Origin of the sequence: Dictyobacter vulcani (genome assembly GCF_008974265.1) — a bacterium.
GTDB lineage: Bacteria > Chloroflexota > Ktedonobacteria > Ktedonobacterales > Ktedonobacteraceae > Dictyobacter > Dictyobacter vulcani.
Genome location: NZ_BKZW01000001.1, coordinates 1,463,547 through 1,483,648, shown reverse-complemented (window position 1 = coordinate 1,483,648; position 20,102 = coordinate 1,463,547). Strand labels below are relative to the sequence as shown.

General features: G+C 49.2%; 10 protein-coding genes. 8 read left to right on the top strand and 2 right to left on the bottom strand.

Annotated features, from left to right (window positions below; genetic code table 11):
- Positions 1–174 precede the first annotated feature (174 nt).
- Positions 175–1,341: a DNA-processing protein DprA gene (dprA, locus tag KDW_RS06100; protein ID WP_151755135.1), complete on the bottom strand. Its 1,167-nt coding sequence runs from the start codon at positions 1,339–1,341 to the stop codon at positions 175–177.
- Between the two features lie 354 nt (positions 1,342–1,695).
- Between dprA and KDW_RS06095 the strand changes: the two genes are divergently transcribed.
- The 5 genes from KDW_RS06095 to dnaJ all read left to right on the top strand — a co-directional run bounded on the left by KDW_RS06095 (position 1,696) and on the right by dnaJ (position 13,057).
- Entirely contained in the window at positions 1,696–4,512 is a 2,817-nt protein-coding gene (locus KDW_RS06095) for a transglycosylase domain-containing protein (protein WP_151755134.1), read from the top strand.
- Positions 4,513–5,099: 587 nt separating this feature from the next.
- Complete coding sequence (locus tag KDW_RS06090; RefSeq protein ID WP_151755133.1) at positions 5,100–8,048, top strand: transglycosylase domain-containing protein; 2,949 nt, start codon at positions 5,100–5,102, stop codon at positions 8,046–8,048.
- 414 nt (positions 8,049–8,462) lie between these two features.
- The gene (gene hrcA, locus KDW_RS06085) at positions 8,463–9,566 is read left to right on the top strand and encodes a heat-inducible transcriptional repressor HrcA (protein WP_162004996.1); all 1,104 of its coding nucleotides are present in this window, start codon (positions 8,463–8,465) and stop codon (positions 9,564–9,566) included.
- Positions 9,567–9,672: 106 nt separating this feature from the next.
- Positions 9,673–11,586 (top strand): molecular chaperone DnaK, encoded by a 1,914-nt coding sequence (gene dnaK / locus KDW_RS06080; RefSeq protein ID WP_151755131.1) that lies wholly within the window; start codon positions 9,673–9,675, stop codon positions 11,584–11,586.
- 328 nt (positions 11,587–11,914) lie between these two features.
- Positions 11,915–13,057: a molecular chaperone DnaJ gene (gene dnaJ / locus KDW_RS06075; RefSeq protein WP_151755130.1), complete on the top strand. Its 1,143-nt coding sequence runs from the start codon at positions 11,915–11,917 to the stop codon at positions 13,055–13,057.
- A 195-nt stretch (positions 13,058–13,252) separates the two neighbouring features.
- On the opposite strand, the gene KDW_RS06070 is transcribed toward dnaJ, so the two are convergent.
- Positions 13,253–14,653, bottom strand: a complete 1,401-nt coding sequence (locus KDW_RS06070) for a transposase (RefSeq protein ID WP_151754717.1) — start codon at positions 14,651–14,653, stop codon at positions 13,253–13,255.
- Positions 14,654–15,164: 511 nt separating this feature from the next.
- Here KDW_RS06070 and KDW_RS33670 point away from each other — a divergent pair.
- The 3 genes from KDW_RS33670 to KDW_RS06060 are packed head-to-tail and all read left to right on the top strand — an operon-like array spanning position 15,165 to position 20,074.
- On the top strand, positions 15,165–15,686 hold the full coding sequence (locus tag KDW_RS33670; protein WP_233097642.1) for a protein kinase family protein: 522 nt from the start codon (positions 15,165–15,167) through the stop codon (positions 15,684–15,686).
- Complete coding sequence (locus KDW_RS06065; RefSeq protein WP_233097768.1) at positions 15,578–17,593, top strand: protein kinase domain-containing protein; 2,016 nt, start codon at positions 15,578–15,580, stop codon at positions 17,591–17,593. The genes KDW_RS33670 and KDW_RS06065 overlap by 109 nt, the downstream gene beginning before the upstream one ends.
- A 30-nt stretch (positions 17,594–17,623) precedes the next feature.
- Positions 17,624–20,074: a protein kinase domain-containing protein gene (locus KDW_RS06060; RefSeq protein ID WP_162004994.1), complete on the top strand. Its 2,451-nt coding sequence runs from the start codon at positions 17,624–17,626 to the stop codon at positions 20,072–20,074.
- Positions 20,075–20,102 lie beyond the last annotated feature (28 nt).

Below are 20,102 nucleotides of genomic sequence, written 5' to 3'. Positions count from 1 at the left end.
CCTCTGACTAAATAGTGGTGGTATGTTGATTATTCAGCTTATCCTAAGACTACCATATCACAGTTGTCGCTACGGTTGCGAATGATTGCTGGTATGCGATTGCGCACGAATTTATTATATGCAATCGGCATTGGCGTTCCTCCTTATTCCCTTCATTCTATCCACTAGCGAGCTTTAACGGGTACGCACATACTGCATATTGCCAATTTGTTTGACCATTCCATTGAGCTCCATGATGATTAACGTAGAGCTGACTGTATTTGCCGCCAATGCCGAGCTACGAATAAGATCATCAATATGCTGAGGCTCGCGTGTGAGCAGGGCCAGCAGTTGCTTTTCTTCCTCATTGGCGGGCTCGCATAGCGGTAATTCTTCATCACGTGGGACCGTATGGATATTGAGATGTTCCAGGATATCTTTGACCTCGGTGACAGGATGCGCACCATCTTTTAGCAACTGATTGGTACCCATCCCGCTGTTTGAGAAGATATTATTGGGGACGGCATAGACTTCACGTCCCTGACTGAGGGCCGAGCTGGCCGTGATCAGTGCTCCACTTTTATCTGGAGCCTCTGTTACCAGTACGCCCAGGGAAAGTCCCGAGATGATGTGATTGCGGGCCGGAAAATTGCCGCCGTCAGGTTTAATGCCCAGCGGGAAGGAAGTAAGCAGAACTCCCTGGCCAGAATCGACGATCTGTTTGGCCAGATGATAGTTAGAGGGAGGATAAATAGTGTCCAGACCACAGGCCAGTACGGCGATGGTACGTCCACCCTCATCAAGTGCTGTGTTGTGGGCCACTGTATCGATGCCAAGGGCCAGTCCACTGACAATGGTGATTCTGCCCTTGACCAGATCACGGGTGAAGTGCTCGGTCACCTGGCGGCCATACGTGCTCATTTTGCGCGTGCCGACGATGCCGATGGTATAACGGAGATCATCCTCAACTAATTGACCACACGCATAGAGGACAGGTGGTGCATAGTCCATTTTGCGCAGCAGTGGTGGATAGCCAGCGTCTTTCCAGGTAATCACCTGAATACGCAGCTTCTCCAGGCGTTTCAATTCACTGGCAGGATCAATATTGGTACGTTGCTTGATAAAGCTTTCCAATGTCCGCTGGTCCAGCCCGACCCCGATAAGATCTTTGGATGTGGCCCGCCAGGCGCTGGCTACATCCTCTTGAAAGAAGTCCAACAGCATTTGAAAACGTACCGGACCAATACCCATCACGCGGCTAAACGCGATCCAGTATGCAAGCTCCTCTAATGTTAATGCGTCCGAAGGATAATAGCGGGCCGACGTATCACACACCTCAACCCTCCGCTGTTTCTTGCCCATTCTACTCCTCTGTTTCTCCATTGCTTTTTAATAGCATGTCATTCTTTCCTTATTCCCTGTTAAGGTGTAAAATAGGAAAAACAGAGTTGGCTGCTCGTAAAGTTTGAAATAGCCTGTTAATCTATGTCATAGTTATTCGTTTAATATAATTGAGGTTCGGATAGTGCTTGCTCATCACAAACATCCGAATCTGGGAGTGAGGTGGAAGGGAGGTTGTGTGCCACACATGGGATGCTTCTATACATTATATCCTCTTGATTCTTCCTATAGTTTTGTTATGCATGTGCAGAGGACTGGACAGCGCTGTACTCCTCAGGTACACAGAAAGTGGGTAGTGATGAGGATAATTACTTTATGAGTAATAATTCGGACCAGCAACTTGATAGCCAGCAATCACGGATTGAGGATAATATCATACCAAAAACGGGAGGACTTTTAACCAGTTATAGAAACCAGCATCCTTCGGCTTCTACGGCGCAAGCCGGGCAATCCTCCGAGCCTTTAGCGCCCCTGGTGTCAGCGCCGCCTCAGGTGCCTGTTTCGCGTTTGAGGGGTCCAATCTCCCTGCCTTCGATGCCGCTTCCTCCTTCACCTGCTCAGTTATCTTCCTCTCGACCTATCTCTGATGTGGTCCCCGGCCAGGGGGGAATGGTGCCTGGATTATTGTCGACGACGGTGGATCTTGTCCGTCGCTGGTCTGGTAAAATGGCGACAGTAGCGGGCTATAAAATTCAGCCTCCTGCTCCTTATATGGAACGGTATCATATGCCAGCGCCAGGACCAGTTGTCAGCACGCCCCAACCGCAACGCAAGCGTGCCTGGCGACGGTCGCGCACTTTACGCATTGCGATGCAGATGCGCCAGCGTCGTGCTCGCTGGCAACAAAGTCCACGCCAGATCTGGCCAGTTTTGCTGATTGGCCTGGCCACTATACTGGTCCTGGTCTCTTTTGCCGGCACGGCCTATGGCTATGGATATTATGAGCGCCAATTGCCCAGAGTGAATGAACTGGCGAACGCGCATATTGCTCAGACGACGCATATTTATGATCGCAATGGTGTCTTGCTTTTTGAGGCCTATGATCAAAATTCTCGACAAGGCGGCCGCCGGATGGCTGTGCATTATGAAGATATTCCTCATGTCATGCAAGATTCGCTGATAGCAATTGAAGATCGAACCTTCTGGACCAATGCCGGTATTGAACCTATGGCGATCGTACGAGCAGCGGCCAGACAATATGGTGGTGGCAGTACATTGACCCAACAGGTGATCAAGAATCTCTCGAATAATCGTGAATATGCACTCGAACGTAAGCTTACTGAGGCGGCGATGGCGATTGGCCTGACGCAGCAATATTCTAAAAGCAAAATTCTTGAGATGTATTTCAATGTGGCGGCTTTTGGTGGACAGACCTTTGGGGTTGAAGTTGCGGTCGAGGATTATTTTGGCTTGCAGCCAGAGTGTAGCACCAATCAAAAATGTGTTCCAGGTATCGCCAGGCTGAATTATAATCAGGTGACCCACAGAAATGATCCTCTATTGGGCCTGGCGCGTGCTTCACTGCTCGCTGGTATGCCCAATCAGCCAGGTTATAATGATCCGACCCTCGGGCCAGATGCCAAACAACGGGCGATTGCGCGGCAGGAAATGGTGTTACAGCAGATGGTGGTGCAACACATCTCTGTAGATGGCCTGGGAGTGGTGACGCCCGAGATTGCCACACATGCTCGTTTATTGATGGAGCGGACGCACTTTCACGCGTATACACGCACCAAACATGCCCCGCATTTTGTGGATTGGATCATCAATCAGGTCTCGACCGCGCTGGGCAATGGCAATTCTGCGGATGGCTATGAGGCGTTTCAAAAGGCTGGCTTGAATATTCGCACGACGATTGATGTGCACTTACAGGAATATGTGGAGCAAGCCATTACGCGCCACATCTATCAGCCGGAATATCAAAAGGTTCGGGGCTATTATGCCACTTTGAGTACCTATAATAATTTGCATTCGGCGGCTGTGGTAGTGATGGATGCCAAAACGGGCGAAATCCTGGCGATGAATGGGAGTGCCAATTATAATTCAGAGGATCCCAGGGTTGGTGGCCAATTTAATGCCGCCGTCAATAGTCGTCCACCGGGATCGACATTTAAGCCTATCGAGTATGCGACCGCCTTCGAGATGGGCTGGAATCCGGGCACTGTCTTGCAGGATAATCGTACCTATTTTCCTAATGGTGCCTCGGCAGGTACATCAATGCCTCTTAGCGATAAAGAGATTACTGATAAGCATGCGACGATCTATGCTCCTTACGACTATGGGCATACGTATACCAATCAGCTGGTGACCCTGCGGACCGCCATCGCTAATTCTTATAATATTCCTGCGATTAAAGCGATGCAGTTTAGTGGTGCCCATGAAGTATTAAATACCGCGCGTCGCCTGGGGATTACAACCCAGGAGAATACTGGTCTGGCCTGGGCACTGGGATCAAAGGATATCTCGCCGCTGCAAATGGTGGATGTTTATCAGACCTTTGCGAATAATGGTATGCGCATCCCTCCTCAAGGGGTAATGGATATCTGGGATAATTCCGGGCATAACCTGTATCACTATAATGCGGCCCAGCCTCCCATGGGGCGCGTTTTTTCACCACAGATTTCTTATATGATGACTTCGGTCCTGTCCGATGAGCCTTCCCGGGCTCCCGAGTTTGGCAGTGATCATGATCTGTCTTTCGCTGATATGGACCCCAATTGTGCCTATTCGCGTACGCTCTGTACACGTCAGGTAGCTACCAAGACCGGGACGACCGACGACTTTAGAGATAACTGGACGATTGGCTATACGCCAGATGTGGTGGTGGGTGTCTGGGTTGGCAATGCTAATAATGAAAAAATGAATGATGTGATCGGCATTACGGGGGCGGGTCCGATCTGGCATAGCGTCATGGAGCGTGTATTGGGACGCTGTAATGAAAATCCTGCTCTGACCAATCCCTTTGTGTCGGCCGATCAGGTGGCCTGTGGACCCGACTATCGCTTCCGTTTTTCACAAAATCCGCAGTGGACATTTCCTGTGCCAGATGGATTGGAACAGATGACGACTACTGCGGCCGGATTGCATGGAAGTGAGCAGCCTGATTGGACACTGGATGAGCAGGCTCCCTGATCAAGCAGTTCTTTACAACATTTGGTAAGAGGACCGTGACAGCATATTTGTTACGGTCCTCACGTGCCGTTTATGGCATTTTCGCACTGTCAAAGGTGATGAATGGGCAAAACACTAGGATAGCCTTCTCATTATTAGGGCTGTAATTTGCCTACCTAAGCCATTGAGCTGTATAGTCTTTTTTAGTGAGTGACTATTCTTTAAGCATATTGTTTGTGTTCCTAAAAAAGAGCTATAAGCTTATGTTACATCCCCTATTTGGGTAGGTGTGTTAACGTGTGTCAAATGGTTCGTTCAGATAGGTAGTTCGGAACACTAAAAATGATGCAATTTGTGAATAGCCGAATGCTGGGGAATGTATGTGGTGAGGATGATTATGTTTATTGGACTGGCGTCCTCCCAATGTACCTGGATTAGACGTTCTTTTTCGGTATATTGAAAAAAGTCTATACAGATACTTTCTCTGGCATGTGAGGAGAGGAAGGGGTGGGGACGGCTACTATTTTATGTTTGACAGTGGGAATAGCAGGTACTTCTAGAGACTGCAGGCAGAGATTTACCCGCTGCACCAACGTGAGGAATAATGTATGAGTGATAATAAGAATCCATATTCCGATTCTAATCAACCTGCGGAGAATAATCCCCCGCCCAAGACCGGGGGACTTTTACGGAATTACAAAAACCAGCAACCTGATCAAAATACACCAAACGGCCAACCAAATCCAGGTGGCCCAACCAGAAACAACTCGTCGTTGTTGCGTGGTCCATTTGGCCAATACTCTCCTGCGCAGAATGGTGGTCAGTATCCACAGGGGCAACCAGGACCTGGTATGCCGCCAGCGAATGGTCCACAAAATCCCCCTCCCTCACAATATCCAGCAGGCGCACCGCAGCAGTGGTCGCCAACGCGTCAGCCGCAGCCAGGCCAGCAATATCCCGGCCAGCAGTTTCCGGTCCAACCGGTGGCCCCGCAACCGCCTATGCGCCAGCGCAGTGGCCTCTTGTCCAATACCGTTGATATGATGCGCCGCTTTTCTGGTAAGATGGCTGCCGTAGCTAATCATGGACAACCACCAGTACAGCCTCCTGATCCATATATGGCCCTCTATCGGCCAGCACCAACGCCGGCTCCTGAGGTGTTTTCAACGCAGCGCTCCAGACCCTGGAAACGTTCACGCGTGTTGCGTATCAACAAGCAGATCCGCCAGCGTCGTTTAAAAGCCAATAAGGGCGGTCCCAGCAAGGTTCTGACCATTGCAATAGCAAGTCTGCTCGCTCTGGTCGTGCTGGCTTCCTTTGGCAGTACCGCCTATGGCTACAGCTATTATTTGCAGCAGCAGCCGAAGATGGCAGCGTACACCAGTCAGCATATCGATCAAAATACACGTATCTATGATCGTAATGGCGTATTATTATACGACGCTTATGACAATACGACCTCAGCCTATAGCGGCCGTCGCGTCACTGTCCGTTATGAGGATATTCCTCTGGTTATGCAGAATGCTATGACCGCGATTGAGGATAAAACCTTCTGGACCAACTCTGGTATTGATCCACTGGCTATTATCCGTGCCGGTGCCAGTAACTATGGTGGTGGTAGTACGCTGACCCAGCAGGTCATTAAAAATATGTCCCATGATGCGGCCCCTTCGTATCAGCGTAAACTTAACGAGGCCTCGATGGCGATTGGTCTGACCCAGCAGTATCCAAAGACTAAAATTATGGAGTTGTATTTTAACGTGGCTCCTTTTGGTGCTCAGACCTATGGTGTTGAGGTTGCAACCGAAGATTATTTCAAGCTGACGCCAACCTGTCAGGCTAATCAAGTTTGTACACCTGGTATTTCCAAGCTGGACTACAATACCAAAACGAAGAAGCATGATCCTATTTTAGGCCTTGCCCGCGCCTCTTTCCTGGCATTACAACCCAATGGGCCAAGTGCCACTGATCCTACGGCTGGACCCGGGAATAAAGAGCGTGCGCTGGCGCGCCAGAAACTGGTGCTTAATGCGATGATCAATCAGGGTATGACCATAGACGGCAAACCTGATAGCCCACTGATCACGCCCGCGATTGCCAAACAGGCCGAAGACCTGATGGCCAAACAAACCTTTACATCGTATGTGCGTAAGAAACTCGCCCCACATTTTGTGGATTACGTTATTCAACAGGTGGAGGATGCCCTGGGTGGTGGTGAGGTTGGCGCCCATGCCTTCAAAACCGGTGGCTATAACATCCAGACCACGGTTGATGCACACCTGGTTGATTATACAGAAAAAGCGATTACGCGCCACATCTATAAACCTGAGAGTCAAAAGGTCACTAATCAAGTCTTAACCTTGAATGTAGATAATAATGTGAATGATGCTGCGGCGGTAGTTATGGACTCGAAGACTGGCGAGATCCTGAGTATGGTTGGTAGCGCGAATTATGATTCGGATAGTATCAAAGTCAAAGGTCAGTTTAACGCGGCTACCCATCCTCGCCAGCCTGGTTCCACGTTTAAGCCCATTGACTATGCGACTGCCTTCCAGATGGGCTGGAATCCGGGTACAGTAGTGCAAGATAATCGTACCTACTTTCCAACACAATATAATGTTGGTTTGCAGATACCCCCCACAGATGACGCGGCGCGAGCCCTCGCTGGGACAGATGCCATGTTCTTCCCATCGAACTATATGCAATCCTGGACGGATACGGCTTCTACTATCCGTAAAGCTACCGCCAGTTCTTTAAATATTCCCGCCGTTAAAGCCCTGCAGTTTACTGGTAAAGATGCAGTACTAAACACTGCACAACGGTTGGGTATTACTACACTGCGAAATAGTGGTCTATCCATGGCGATTGGTTCAGAGGAAGTGTCACCATTGCAAATGGCTAATGCCTATCAGACTTTTGCTAATGGTGGCGTGCGTGTGCAGCCACAGAGTATTCTGAATATCTGGGATAATCAAGGCCATAATTTGTATCATTATGATACTGGCAAGCCGATTTCTGGTCGTGTGTTTTCACCCCAGGTGTCATATTTGATGACCTCTGTCTTGATCGATGAACCTGACCGCCATGCAGAATTCCTTGATGATCATGACTTGTCTTTCGCTGATATCGACTCCAATTGTGCAGTAAATCCGGCCTGTGAGCATCAGGTGGCAACCAAAACTGGTACCACTGACGGCTTTATAGATAACTGGACGATTGGTTATACTCCAGATGTGACTGTAGCTGTCTGGGTTGGCAATGCTGATAACACTCCGATGGAACATGTTATCGGTATTACAGGTGCGGCTCCAATCTGGCATAGTGTCATGGAGAGAACTCTGGGATACTGTAATAAAGTGTATAATGGTAACCTTTATCAAACGGGAGATGATATTGACTGCGGGCCCAATTATAACTTCCGTTTCTCGCAGCATCCAAAGTGGAAATTTGATGTGCCGGGTGGTATCCATAAGGCGTCCCTCTCGACGTTTAATGGTCTCGCGGGTAGTGGACAGTACGATTGGGTGATTGATGGACAGGACCCACTGCAACGGTAATACTGGTGTGCATATTCCATTTTAATGAGGATGCTGTCAGGAATATATTTCTGGCAGCATCCTTTTCTTTATATCACTTTTTTTCTGTCTGGCGCAGGACTGAAAATGTCCTCTGGCGTGTTCAATATGCTATCTCTGTTAGAATCTTGCTGCATATCGTCCTGAGAAATTTGTGCGCTCTTGTGACTGGCTGTTTGGAGACTTGACAATCGACCCTTGAGAGTGCTATTCTGTACTTGCAGTCTCCAAGTGAGAGTGCTAGCAATCGCAGTTGACAGATGTTGTATCATCCGAGCATATCCATAAACGGTCCTTACCGTGCAATCAGTAAAACTGCTGCGAGCGGCGAACTGACTGTAAATAATGGGATACTTGCCAGGGAGGTACAGCAAGACTATCGAGGGAAGCAAGTACATGACACCTCTAAGCCCACGCAAACAGCAGATTTTGCGTGCGCTGGTTGAAGAATATATCCACAACGCGACTCCGGTTGCGTCTGAGACGCTCGTACGCAAGTATGAACTTCCTTTCAGCTCTGCTACTGTACGCCATGAACTGGCAGGCCTGGAAGAGGCAAATCTGATTAACCAGCCACATACCTCTGCTGGTCGTGTACCTACCGACCTTGGCTATCGCTACTTTGTCGAACACCTGATGCAGGAATCGGCATTGTTGCTCGATGAGCAGCGTCTGATTCGGCATATGTTCTATCAAGTTCAAGATCAACTGGATCAATGGGTACGCCTGACGGCTTCTGTGATGGCGCGTTTGCTCCATAGTGCCGCCGTGATGACGCCCCCACGTTCCAGTGAGAGTCGCTTTAAGCATTTTGAAGTGCTGGCGGTGACCGATCTTTCAGTACATCTGGTATTGGTCTTGATGGATGGGTCGATTCAACAACAGCGCTTGCTCTTAGAGAAGCCAACGCAGCAAGAAGAACTGAGTGCTATTGCAGCTCGACTCAACCCATTATTTCAGGGCAAAAATGCCGATGAGATTAATGAGTTTCTCGTGACCTATGCCCCCGCTCCTGTGGAACGCATTGTTGCCAATGGCATCGTACGCATCCTGGAGCAGAATGGCGACATGCAGGGGGATGTCTTCTTCGGAGAAGATATTGTCAATATTCTAGACCATACAGCTGGTTCAGCCGTGGGTATTCGCCTGGCGCCTGAAGAAGAGCGTGCCGAGCGTATTCGCAAAATCATTGAAGACCTTGAGCATAAACGTCTACAAAAAGTGATGGATGATATTGAGCAGAAGCGCATTTTACCAGTGCTTGCCTCGCATCTCCCATCAACGGACGGTATCCAGGTGATCATTGGTGGTGAAAACCAGTGGGACGAAATGAAAGACGTCAGTTTAGTCCTGGCGCGTTATGGGCAGCAAGGTAAGGTTGGTGGATTGTTGGGAATTATTGGCCCTACACGTATGCAATATGGTCGTGCCATTGCCGTTGTTCGTTATATGGCAGAGGTTATGAATGAACTACTGGCTGATGTTTATGGATGTGAGTAATACTCAGGCAGACATATAGATTTTAAATCTTAGATGCAAAATCTTGAGATTTTGATTTTAAAGATTTTGATTTTAAAGATTTTGATTTTAAATTTAGGAGGCAACTGTGCCAAAGGTTATTGGAATCGATCTGGGAACTACAAACTCGTGTGTGGCTGTAATGGAGGGTGGCGAACCTGTTGTTATCCCTAACGCAGAAGGCGCCCGTACAACCCCATCTATCGTAGCTATCAATAAGAATGGTGAGCGCCTGGTTGGTGAAGTTGCCAAGCGTCAGGCCATCACAAATCCTGAGAACACTGTTTACTCGATCAAACGTTTCATGGGTCGTAAATTTGATGATCCTGAAGTTGATCGCGACAAACGTCTGATGCCCTACAAAGTTGTACGCGCCAGCAATGGCGATGCCTGGGTAGAGGTTCAGGGCAAGCAGTACAGCCCCCCAGAAATTTCCGCGATGATCTTGCAGAAATTGAAAAATGATGCGGAAGCTTATCTGGGTGAGCGCGTCACACAGGCTGTTATCACAGTTCCTGCTTACTTTAACGATGCTCAGCGTCAGGCCACCCGTGACTGTGGTAAGATCGCTGGCCTGGAAGTCCTGCGTATCATCAACGAGCCAACCGCCGCCTCACTGGCCTATGGTCTGGACAAGAAAAAAGACGAGCGTATCTCGGTCTATGACCTGGGTGGTGGTACCTTCGATATCTCCATTCTGGAACTGGGCGATGGCGTGTTTGAAGTAAAGAGCACCAACGGTGATACTCACCTGGGTGGTGACGACTTCGACCAGCGCATTATCACCTGGTTGGCCGACGAGTTCCGTAAGGACCAGGGTATTGACCTGCGTCAGGATCGTATGGCTCTCCAGCGTTTGAAAGAGGCTGCTGAGAAAGCGAAAAAAGAACTTTCCAGCTCAATGCAGACCGAAGTCAACCTGCCTTTCATCACTGCTGATGCCAGTGGTCCAAAGCACCTGGCCGTCACCCTGTCCCGCTCGAAATTAGAGCAGTTGGTTGAGGACCTGGTCGAGAAATCCCGCATCCCGGTTACTAAAGCGCTTTCTGATGCTGGTGTTCGCCCTGGCGATATCAACGAGGTTGTGCTGGTCGGTGGTCAGACTCGTATGCCTGCTGTACAGACGATGGTGCGCCGCATCTTTGATCGCGAGCCAAACCGTGGTGTGAACCCGGACGAGGTTGTAGCCATTGGTGCCGCCATTCAGGCCGGTGTCCTGACCGGTGATGTCAAAGACGTCCTGCTGCTCGACGTAACCCCATTGTCCCTGGGTATCGAGACCCTTGGTGGCGTCTTCACCCGTTTGATCGAGCGCAACACCACCATCCCAACCCAGAAGAGTCAGGTCTTCTCGACCGCCAGCGACAGCCAGCCTAGCGTGGAAATCAATGTCCTGCAGGGTGAGCGCGAGTTCGCAAAAGACAACCGTTCACTGGGTAGCTTTATCCTGGATGGTATTCCACCTGCACCACGCGGTGTGCCACAGATCGAGGTTATCTTCGATATCGATGCCAACGGTATTGTAAATGTGTCTGCCCGTGATAAAGGTACTGGTCGTGAGCAGAAGATCACCATCATGGCCTCCAGCGGTCTGTCAAAAGATCAGATCGACAAAATGGTCAATGATGCTGAATCCCACTCTGCTGATGACAAGCGCCGTAAAGAAGAAGTCGAGGAGCGTAACCTGGCCGATAGCGCAGCGTATCGTTCAGAGAAGAGCCTCTCGGAAATCGGCGACAAGATCTCTCCTGAGCAGAAGAGCGAGCTCGAAGGCAAGATTGCCGACGTACGTACCGCTCTCTCAACCGACGACGTGGAGCGCATCAAAGCGAGCCGCGAAGAGTTGGAGCAGGCATTCTACAAAATCAGCCAGTCAATGTATGGTCAGGCCGGCCAGCCTGGTGCTGGCGCAGATTTTGCTGATGCCCAGCAGCCAGAAGGCGATCAGGGCCAGCAGCGTCCTAACGATGACACCATCGAGGGCGAATACAAAGAGATGTAGTTAACTGAAGGAGGCGTATGCTGCTGGTAAAGACGACATTTACTCTGCTGGTATATTGCCTCCTTCCGAGAGGATAACGTCTATGTTATCCTCTCTTCCCTTGTTTTGGCGCAGCAATATGGCGCAGCAATATATGGAGTTGGAGTCCAGGTACTAGAATAAGCTTCCAATGCTCCTACTCGGGCTATAATAATTGCCTATGTTTTGTGTCATGATGTATTCTTAGACAATGCCAACTTTGGGCAAATGATATAGTCGATACGTGTTTTTTTTCATCCAGTAGCGCGGATACGTTCGCGCCCTGTTTCTAAGGGTAAAGGACCAGCAGATGGCCGCAAACAAAAGAGATTATTATGAGGTGCTGGGGGTATCGCGCAGCGCAACGGACGACGAAATTAAAAAGTCTTTCCGTCGCCTGGCAAAGCAATATCACCCTGATGCAAATAAAGAGCAGGGAGCGGAAGCCCGCTTTATCGAAATCAATGAAGCCTATGAGATTTTAAGTGATCAGCAGAAGCGTTCGGCTTATGATCGTTATGGGCATGCCGGCGTGGCAAGTGGCGCTGGTGGCGCTGCGGGCTTCGACTTTGGTGGTTTTAACAATCTCAATGATATCTTTGAAACCTTCTTTTCAGGCTCCACGGGGGGTGGTCAGCGTCGTTCTGGACCCCAGCGTGGCGCAGATTTACGCTATGAATTAACCATTTCTTTTGAAGAAGCTGTGTTTGGATGTCAAAAAGAGATTGAGTTGCCGCGTTGGGAAACCTGCTCAACCTGTCGTGGTAATGGTGCCCAGCCAGGGACCTCCACCCAACGCTGTCCCGGCTGTCAGGGATCCGGTGAGATCCGCCGTGTGCAGCAGTCGATTTTTGGTCAGTTTGTCAATGTCACGATGTGTGAGCGCTGTCGCGGTGAGGGACGCATTATTACCACGCCTTGTGAGAAGTGCCGTGGCCAGGGCCGTGTGCGCAATAACCGTCGTGTGGTAGTGAATATTCCTGCCGGTGTTGACGATGGTATTAACGTACGTGTCACCGGCGAGGGCGAAGTCAGTGCCCGTGGTGGTACACCGGGTAACCTGTATGTCGTCTTGACCGTGAAGACGCATGAGTTCTTCAAACGTCAGGGTAACGATATCATCTATGAACTGCCAATCAGCTTTACGCAGGCAGCCCTGGGCGATGAGGTTGATGTCCCGACGGTTGACGGTAAGACCACCGTCTTGAAGATTCCTGCCGGCACACAGAGCAACCGTTCATTCCGCCTCAAAGGCATGGGTGTTCCAGTGGTCCACAGTAGCGCGCGTGGTGATCAGCATGTCATCGTCAAGGTGGTGACACCAACCAACCTGACCGCCGAGCAGCGTCAATTGCTTGAAGAGTTTGCGCGTATTGAAACCGAGCGCAATGAGCAGAACGATAAAAACATTTTCCGTGATCTGTTTGAGAAAACGAAAGATGTCTTTCAATAGGCAAGCAAGCCAACAAGCAGACTTTTGCTTCTGATGCAGAGAGGGCCGACCTTATCATACATGGTCGGCCCTCTCTTTTTGCATTTTTTTGCTGGCGTGTGTCCGCATCTCATTCTCTCCACGATTACCCCACTGGCGTTTTCGCGCCTACGGCGCTCAAAAATATGAGTCATCCCGAATTTTCGGGATGCTTTTCTAACACCTTTTATCTGACAAAGACTGTAATGTCTGGATATTGGGAGCCAAAAGGTAGCCAAGGCTTGGACGATAGTCGTCCCACAGACGGCTGATCGCCCAACGTAAGCGGTAAAGCGGTGCAATAGCTTTTTTGCATCGCTTTCCGGTTCTTTTGCACTTCAAATGCAAGATCATTTCAACAAGATCCCCGTGGATAGGAGTGAGTAAATGGAGGAGAAAAGCATAAACAAGTGTCACGATACCTAACAGCTTGAGTCGGTTTTCCATCGCGTACAAACGCGGACTCTCCATCGCCAGCTCACTCTTTCCATAGCGGAATACGAGTTCTATTTGCCAACGTCTCCGATAAGCAAAAACAATCTCCCAAGCCTGCTCTGCAGTTCGAATACGCTCATTAGTTACCAGATACCAGACTTTCTTATTCACGCGAACTTTTACGAGATAAAGTTGATACTCGTATTGCTCATGCCATATCGGCGCCCACCAAACATCACAAGGCATCTTTTCACCAGTATGGCTATCACGTATTTCTTTATGAGATAAATACTTTTTATGTAATCCAATCTGCCATAATTTCTTCTTTTCCCCTTTCTCATTGAAAAAGAAATGCCCTTTTTTCCAGCGAATCACAAAACGCACACGTAATTTCTGTAACACTTGTATCCAAGGGCCTGATGCTGCTCCACGATCAAATATGTGAAGGAGCTGATCCCCCCATTTCCGAACAACTTTTCTCAATAACTTTTCTTGTTGTTCTCTTAACTTTGTCGCATCATCACCTCTGGTAGTCCACCAGCTCATCACTGCTACTTTTACCCTTCCTTCCATTCCTATGATCAATGCTGCTGTCCACTGCATTCCTGCCACTGTAATCGCTTTCTTTGGTGGAAAATTAAAGACCAGGCCTTTTTTTGAGCGCTGCAATCTTTTCGCTTTACTAGAAGTTACTGGACAGATTCCTTCTAATTTCTCGCTTTCTGCTTTTTCTATGACACTCTCATCCCAAGGGCAAATAATCCTTTTCCCTTGTTCTCTCATACGTGTCACCTCTTTATCAGCTTCTTCTAGTAAATAGTGATCTATCTGCAAAAAATTCCATTTTATGGAGCGAAGCAGGTTTCCCACTCTCTTCGTTCCAGCAGTCGCTGTTTTTGATTGCTGCGCATATCCATCGAGGTAGGAACCTAATTCACTCAAAAGTAGTCCCTGCTTGTTATTTCTGAAACGAATAATTGCAACGCATACCTGTACTAACGTTCGCACTAACCTCTTATCTATCAGCCTATCAAGCACAATCAAAAGTGGCATAAGAAATTCTTCAAGCAATTGAGCTAATTCCTGTGATGCTCTCTGCGCATCTTGTTCCTCGGGTTGAAGTATGTCATACTGAAATGGCATGAGTTGGGGGCCTCCTGGTTTTTTGCTGTCAGTTGAATTTTTAACAGTTTAACTCAGGAGACCCCTCTTTGCCTAGTTCTTACTTTTCCGGTTTTCTCTCTTTCTTTCCGGCTAGAAATGTTCCTCAAAAATTCGGGATGACTCATAGAAGTATGGGCACTTTAGTGTCCGAGTGTGCCTGGTGCAACGATATCAGGAAGTTTGAGCATCATATATATATTCTCAGGAATGACTGGCAAATTTTCCCACAAGAGCGCGTATATTAATGTAGCCATATAAAATAGCTGAAAGATTATGCTGTAAAGAAAAATTCTCCTCAAATTATGAAGTTTTTCACTGACATGCAATGAATTCTAAGCAATAATAAAAAATGATTTAAAATATTGTTTAACTTAGCACTCAAATTATGGCATAGTATAGTTATGTGAATGCCAGATACTACTATGCCGTCCTTTGATAAAAGTGAAAGCATTCAGGATAGCAGCTTTTTAGCAGTGATTGAGGTGTCTCCATGAGCACGAACCAGCGCTATCTCGGTCCATATGAGCTACAGCAGCAGTTAAGCAGCGCAAATCAGTATGAGTCCTGGAAGGCTTTTGATCGGCAGCAGCAACGCCAGGTGGAGATTACCATTTTGCATTTGCCGGCAGCCGATGCTGCTGAACTTGTGCCTCGTTTCCTTTACGAGACCAAGAATCTGACGGCTCTCAATCATCCCAGTATCGCAAAAATCTATGAGGTACAGATTTTCTCACCGCCAGAGCAGGCAGAGGAGCAGGCAGGATTTAAGCGTACTGATGCCTGTATTGTGCGCGAGTATATCGAGGGGTCTCGCTGGCGGATTATATCGACGCCACGGCACGGGTGGGTGATTTTCCTGTTGTTGCTGATATCTATCATTTGCTGGCACCGATTGGTTCGGCCATTGATTATGCCCATCAACATGGAATCATTCATAGTCGTCTTAAGCCTGGCTGTATTTTGTTTGAGCGTGAGCCGGATTCCCAGGAGCCGCTGGGGGAGGCAAAGCTGACTGGCTTTGGTCTGCACAACATTCTGTCACCTCTAGTACTACCTGCTGAAGATGCTGCCTACATCTCTCCCGAGGTGGCTCAGGGGCAAACGGAGAATATTCGTAGCGATATCTACTCGCTCGGTGTGATCCTTTATGAGCTCTGTACAGGGACGCTCCCTTTTCATGGCGACAGCGTTGCCGAACTGCTACAGCAACATATCCATGCTACTCCGATGTCGCCCGCGTTGATTAATCCGCATATTGTGCCGGGTCTGACCGCGATTATCTTGCGTTGTCTGGCTAAAGAGCCCGCTGCACGGTTTCCCACCGCGGCTGCCCTGGTGGCGGCAGTGGCGAAAGTTCTCAATGCACCGACCAGTTCGCGTCTGGGACAATCTGGCACGGCTATCAGTGGCAATCGGCTGACTCCACGCGGCACGTCGTTAGATGCTATGGATGATGTGACTTATTTGAGTCCTCAAGTTTCTGGTGCGTTTACCCAATTACCTTTGACAGCACAAACGCAGTCCGGCGAGTATACGCAGGCACCGATGATGACTCCTTTGCCCGCTGTATCCGTGTCCAATAGTGGGCACACACAGATGGCGGTGAGCTCCGGGCAGAGTCAAGGTATGTTATCGGCACAGCCAACACAGCAACTGGAAGGCCATGGAGCATCTACCCCTGATCTGCAACCTCAGCAAGCTCCAAACTTGATACGCGCAGGCCGCCGCAATAGATCTCGCAAAAAGAATCTGGCCATCTGGGCTTCGGTCTTGTTGTGCTTGCTGGTCGTAGGTGCTGGCCTGATGACGTTTTTATTATTGCAGCGGCAGAGTGCAGCGGCCGAAACACTTTCCGGGCATGCTTTTTTTGTGAGTAGTGGTCTGATTGATTCGAATAATCCCAATGGTATTGTTGATGGTCTCCAGCTTGATCTGAGTCATATACCAGCACCGCAAGCCGGTAAGAGCTATTATGCCTGGTTGCTTGGCGATAATGACGCCAATGTTACTATTCCGGCCCTCTCGCTGGGCACGTTACAGATTTTGAATGGGCGTGTCTCCAAGTCTTTTACCAGTAATGACAACAAGAATCTGCTCTCACGCTATAGTCGTTTTCTGGTGACTGAAGAGGATGCCAGCATGCCGCCGGCCAATCCTTCGCTTGATCAGAATACCTGGCGCTATGGAGCCTTCTTCTCGCAGGTGCCGAGTCCAGAGGATACACAAAACCATTATAGCTTGCTGGATCATCTACGCCATTTGCTTGCGCAAGATCCCAAACTGGCTTCAGTTGGATTGAGTGGAGGACTGGATATCTGGCTCTTCCGCAATACGCTCAAGATCCTTGAGTGGTCTGGTAGCGCACGCGATGCGTATCGCAGTGGGGATACTGGCTTGATGCAACGCCAGGCGGTCCGTATTCTGGATTATCTGGATGGTACCCAGTATGTGCAGACGGAGAAGATTCCCGCTAATCTATCACCGATCCTGGTAGATCCCAAAATTGCGCGGGTGGCGCTACTAGAGGTGAGCCAGAGTGAGAGCCCGCCAGCTTATCTGCTGCATATAGGTAATCACTTGCATGAGATCTCGTTTGCTCCCAATGTCAATGGTGACCAGAAAAAACTGGCGACTGAAATCAATGTCGCCATTAACAACGTCAAGAGCTGGTTTCTTGGCGTACATGACGATGCGGCGGCGATCATCCATATGTCACCTGATCAGTTGCGTAAGCCTGAGACGCTGGCACGGCTGAATCATATGTTTAAACTGGCCAACAATGCCTTTGTTGGAGAGACAGATCCTGCCACGAATCAGGTGAGAGAAGGTGTTTCTCAGATTCACTACAAAGCGCAGCAACTGGCAACCTTTGATGTTATGGCGTGTAGCGCAAGCAAAGCTAGCAAGTCCTGTATTTAGCGGCAGGCATAGCGAGACGGAGGTATGCTCATGTACAATGCTCTTCCTCAGCGTCTGGATAAATATGAGTTGCAGGAGCGGCTGGGCCATGGCGGTGTGGCTGAGGTCTGGAAGGCGATGGACACCCAGCTCCAGCGTTATGTGGCGATTAAGATGTTGCATCCAAACTTGCGCGAAGATCCAAATTTTGTGGCACGTTTCCAGCGCGAAGCCCAGTTGATCGCGGCCCTGCATCATCCCAATATTGTCCAGATTCACGATTTTCAGATTTATCAGCCGCATGAGCCACAGCAGCCCTTTCCCCTGGCTTATATGGTGATGGACTACGTGGAAGGCCAGACACTGGCTGAATATATCTATGCGACTTCAAATGTAGGCAAGGTGCCAGCTCCTGCCAGGATTGTCAATCTCTTTACATCGATTAGTCTGGCGATCGATTATGCACATAGTAAAGATATGATCCATCGTGATATCAAGCCCGCGAATATTCTGCTTGATAAGCGCAATACAACTCGTAATCCAATGGGTGAGCCAATCCTGACGGATTTTGGTGTGGCCAAGCTGCTGAGTTCGCTGACCAATACCCAGAGCGGAGCGCAGTTGGGCACCCCATTGTATCTCTCGCCTGAACAGGCTAAAGGCATGCTGGGGAATGAGCGTAGCGATCTGTATTCCCTGGGTATTATCCTGTATGAGATGGTAACTGGTGTGTTGCCATTTCGTGGGGATACTCCCATGGAAGTGATCATGCAACATATCCACAACACACCCATCTCTCCTACTTTGATTAATCCGAATATTCCGCCCGCGCTGGCGCAGGTCATCGAGCGTAGCATGGCTAAAAATCCTGCTGAACGCTATGCGACGGCCTCTGAAATGACTATTGATATCGCAAAGTCTCTCTCTATTCCAGGGCCTGAGACACTTGGTCAGCCAACCCATCTGGAGGTATGGGATCGCGCAAACCTGCAAACGCAACAGGCCTGGTCTGCTGATAGCTCTCTATCTGGTTCGGAAAAAGTGGTAGCTGCCACTCCTGTGCTTCCTGTTACGTCACAGCCAGCAGCAGACACGGTAGCTTCAGCGGCGACCCAGACTGATGCTACCAGTGCTGTTCCCGTGTTTATGGCTCAGAGCAGGCCGATAGTTCCAAACGTGGCTGGCCCGTCTCATCCATCAGCGGCTCTCTCACCGCCACCTCTACGTCCTGCCACCAATGTTCCACCACAGCTACCTGTGAAGCGCCGTCGCCGCGTGAGTGGTTATATGCTGGCAGGTACTGTTTTACTGGTCATCCTGTTGATTGTTGGTGGCGTGGTGGCATTCCAGCATTTCCCACTGATGGCAGCCTTGCCAGCATCAACTGATGGGCATGCTTTCTTTGTCAGTAGTGGTCTGACCAATGCTGATAGCGCTCAGGGGATCGCGGATCAGCTACAGATTGATGTACCAGGAGTGGCAACTCCAGCGGTAGGAAAAAGTTATCATGCCTGGTTGCTTGGTGATATTGATCCTTTGCGGCGCGACGATCTAACCGGTCCTTTACCCGTCAATCCACCGATCCTGTTGACGAAAAGCTTGCCTGTTCAGGATGGTCACATTCATTACTTTTTCCCCGGTGATGCTGCCCATAATAACCTGTTATCGGCTACCAGTCGCTTATTGATCACTGAGGAGGATGCTAATAGTGCCAATACGACCCCTTCAAACAATCGCGCTACCTGGCGCTACTATGCTGTTTTACCACAGAAGCCGATTGCGCAGGATGCGGCGGCCTTTAGTGCGTTGATCCATATTCGGCATCTGTTCTATAACGAGGTTGATATCAGCGTACTGGGTTTACCAGGTGGCCTGGATGTCTGGCTGTCAAATAATACTGAGAAACTGCTGGAATGGTCGGTTAGTGCGCGTGATAACTGGCATGGTCAGCAGACCAATGATGCAGAAATCCAGTTAATGAAGAATCAATTTATTAGCATACTGGATTATCTGGACGGCTTGAAAAATGTGCATGTGGATATGCCTGCGAATACGCCTGTGCGTGCTGACCAGATCGCGTCGAAGGTCGGTTTATTGACGGTTGATCCTGCCAATCAGGGTGGCGAGTTCAACAAAACCAATCCTCTGGGGTATATCGATCATACCCAGTTCCATGTGGCCCAGATTGCCAAGGCCTCGGATATCTCGGCGACGATGCGCCAACGTCTGGCCCATATTATTGAGTCCCTGCAGAATGTGAATGCCTGGCTCAAGGTGGTACACCAGGATGCGGCTCAGCTGTTTAATAGTACACCTGATCAGTTGAGGAGCCCTGAGTCTGGCCATATGCTGGATGATATAGTGACTTTAACCACGTATGCCTATATTGGCAAATTAGATCCCGTCACAAATCAGGTGCATCCCGGAATAACACAGGCTCACTATGATATTCAGCAACTGGCAACATTTACGATCACGAAGAATCTGCCAGCGCATCTTTAAGCTGGAGGCATGCTCGCATTTTGAGCAT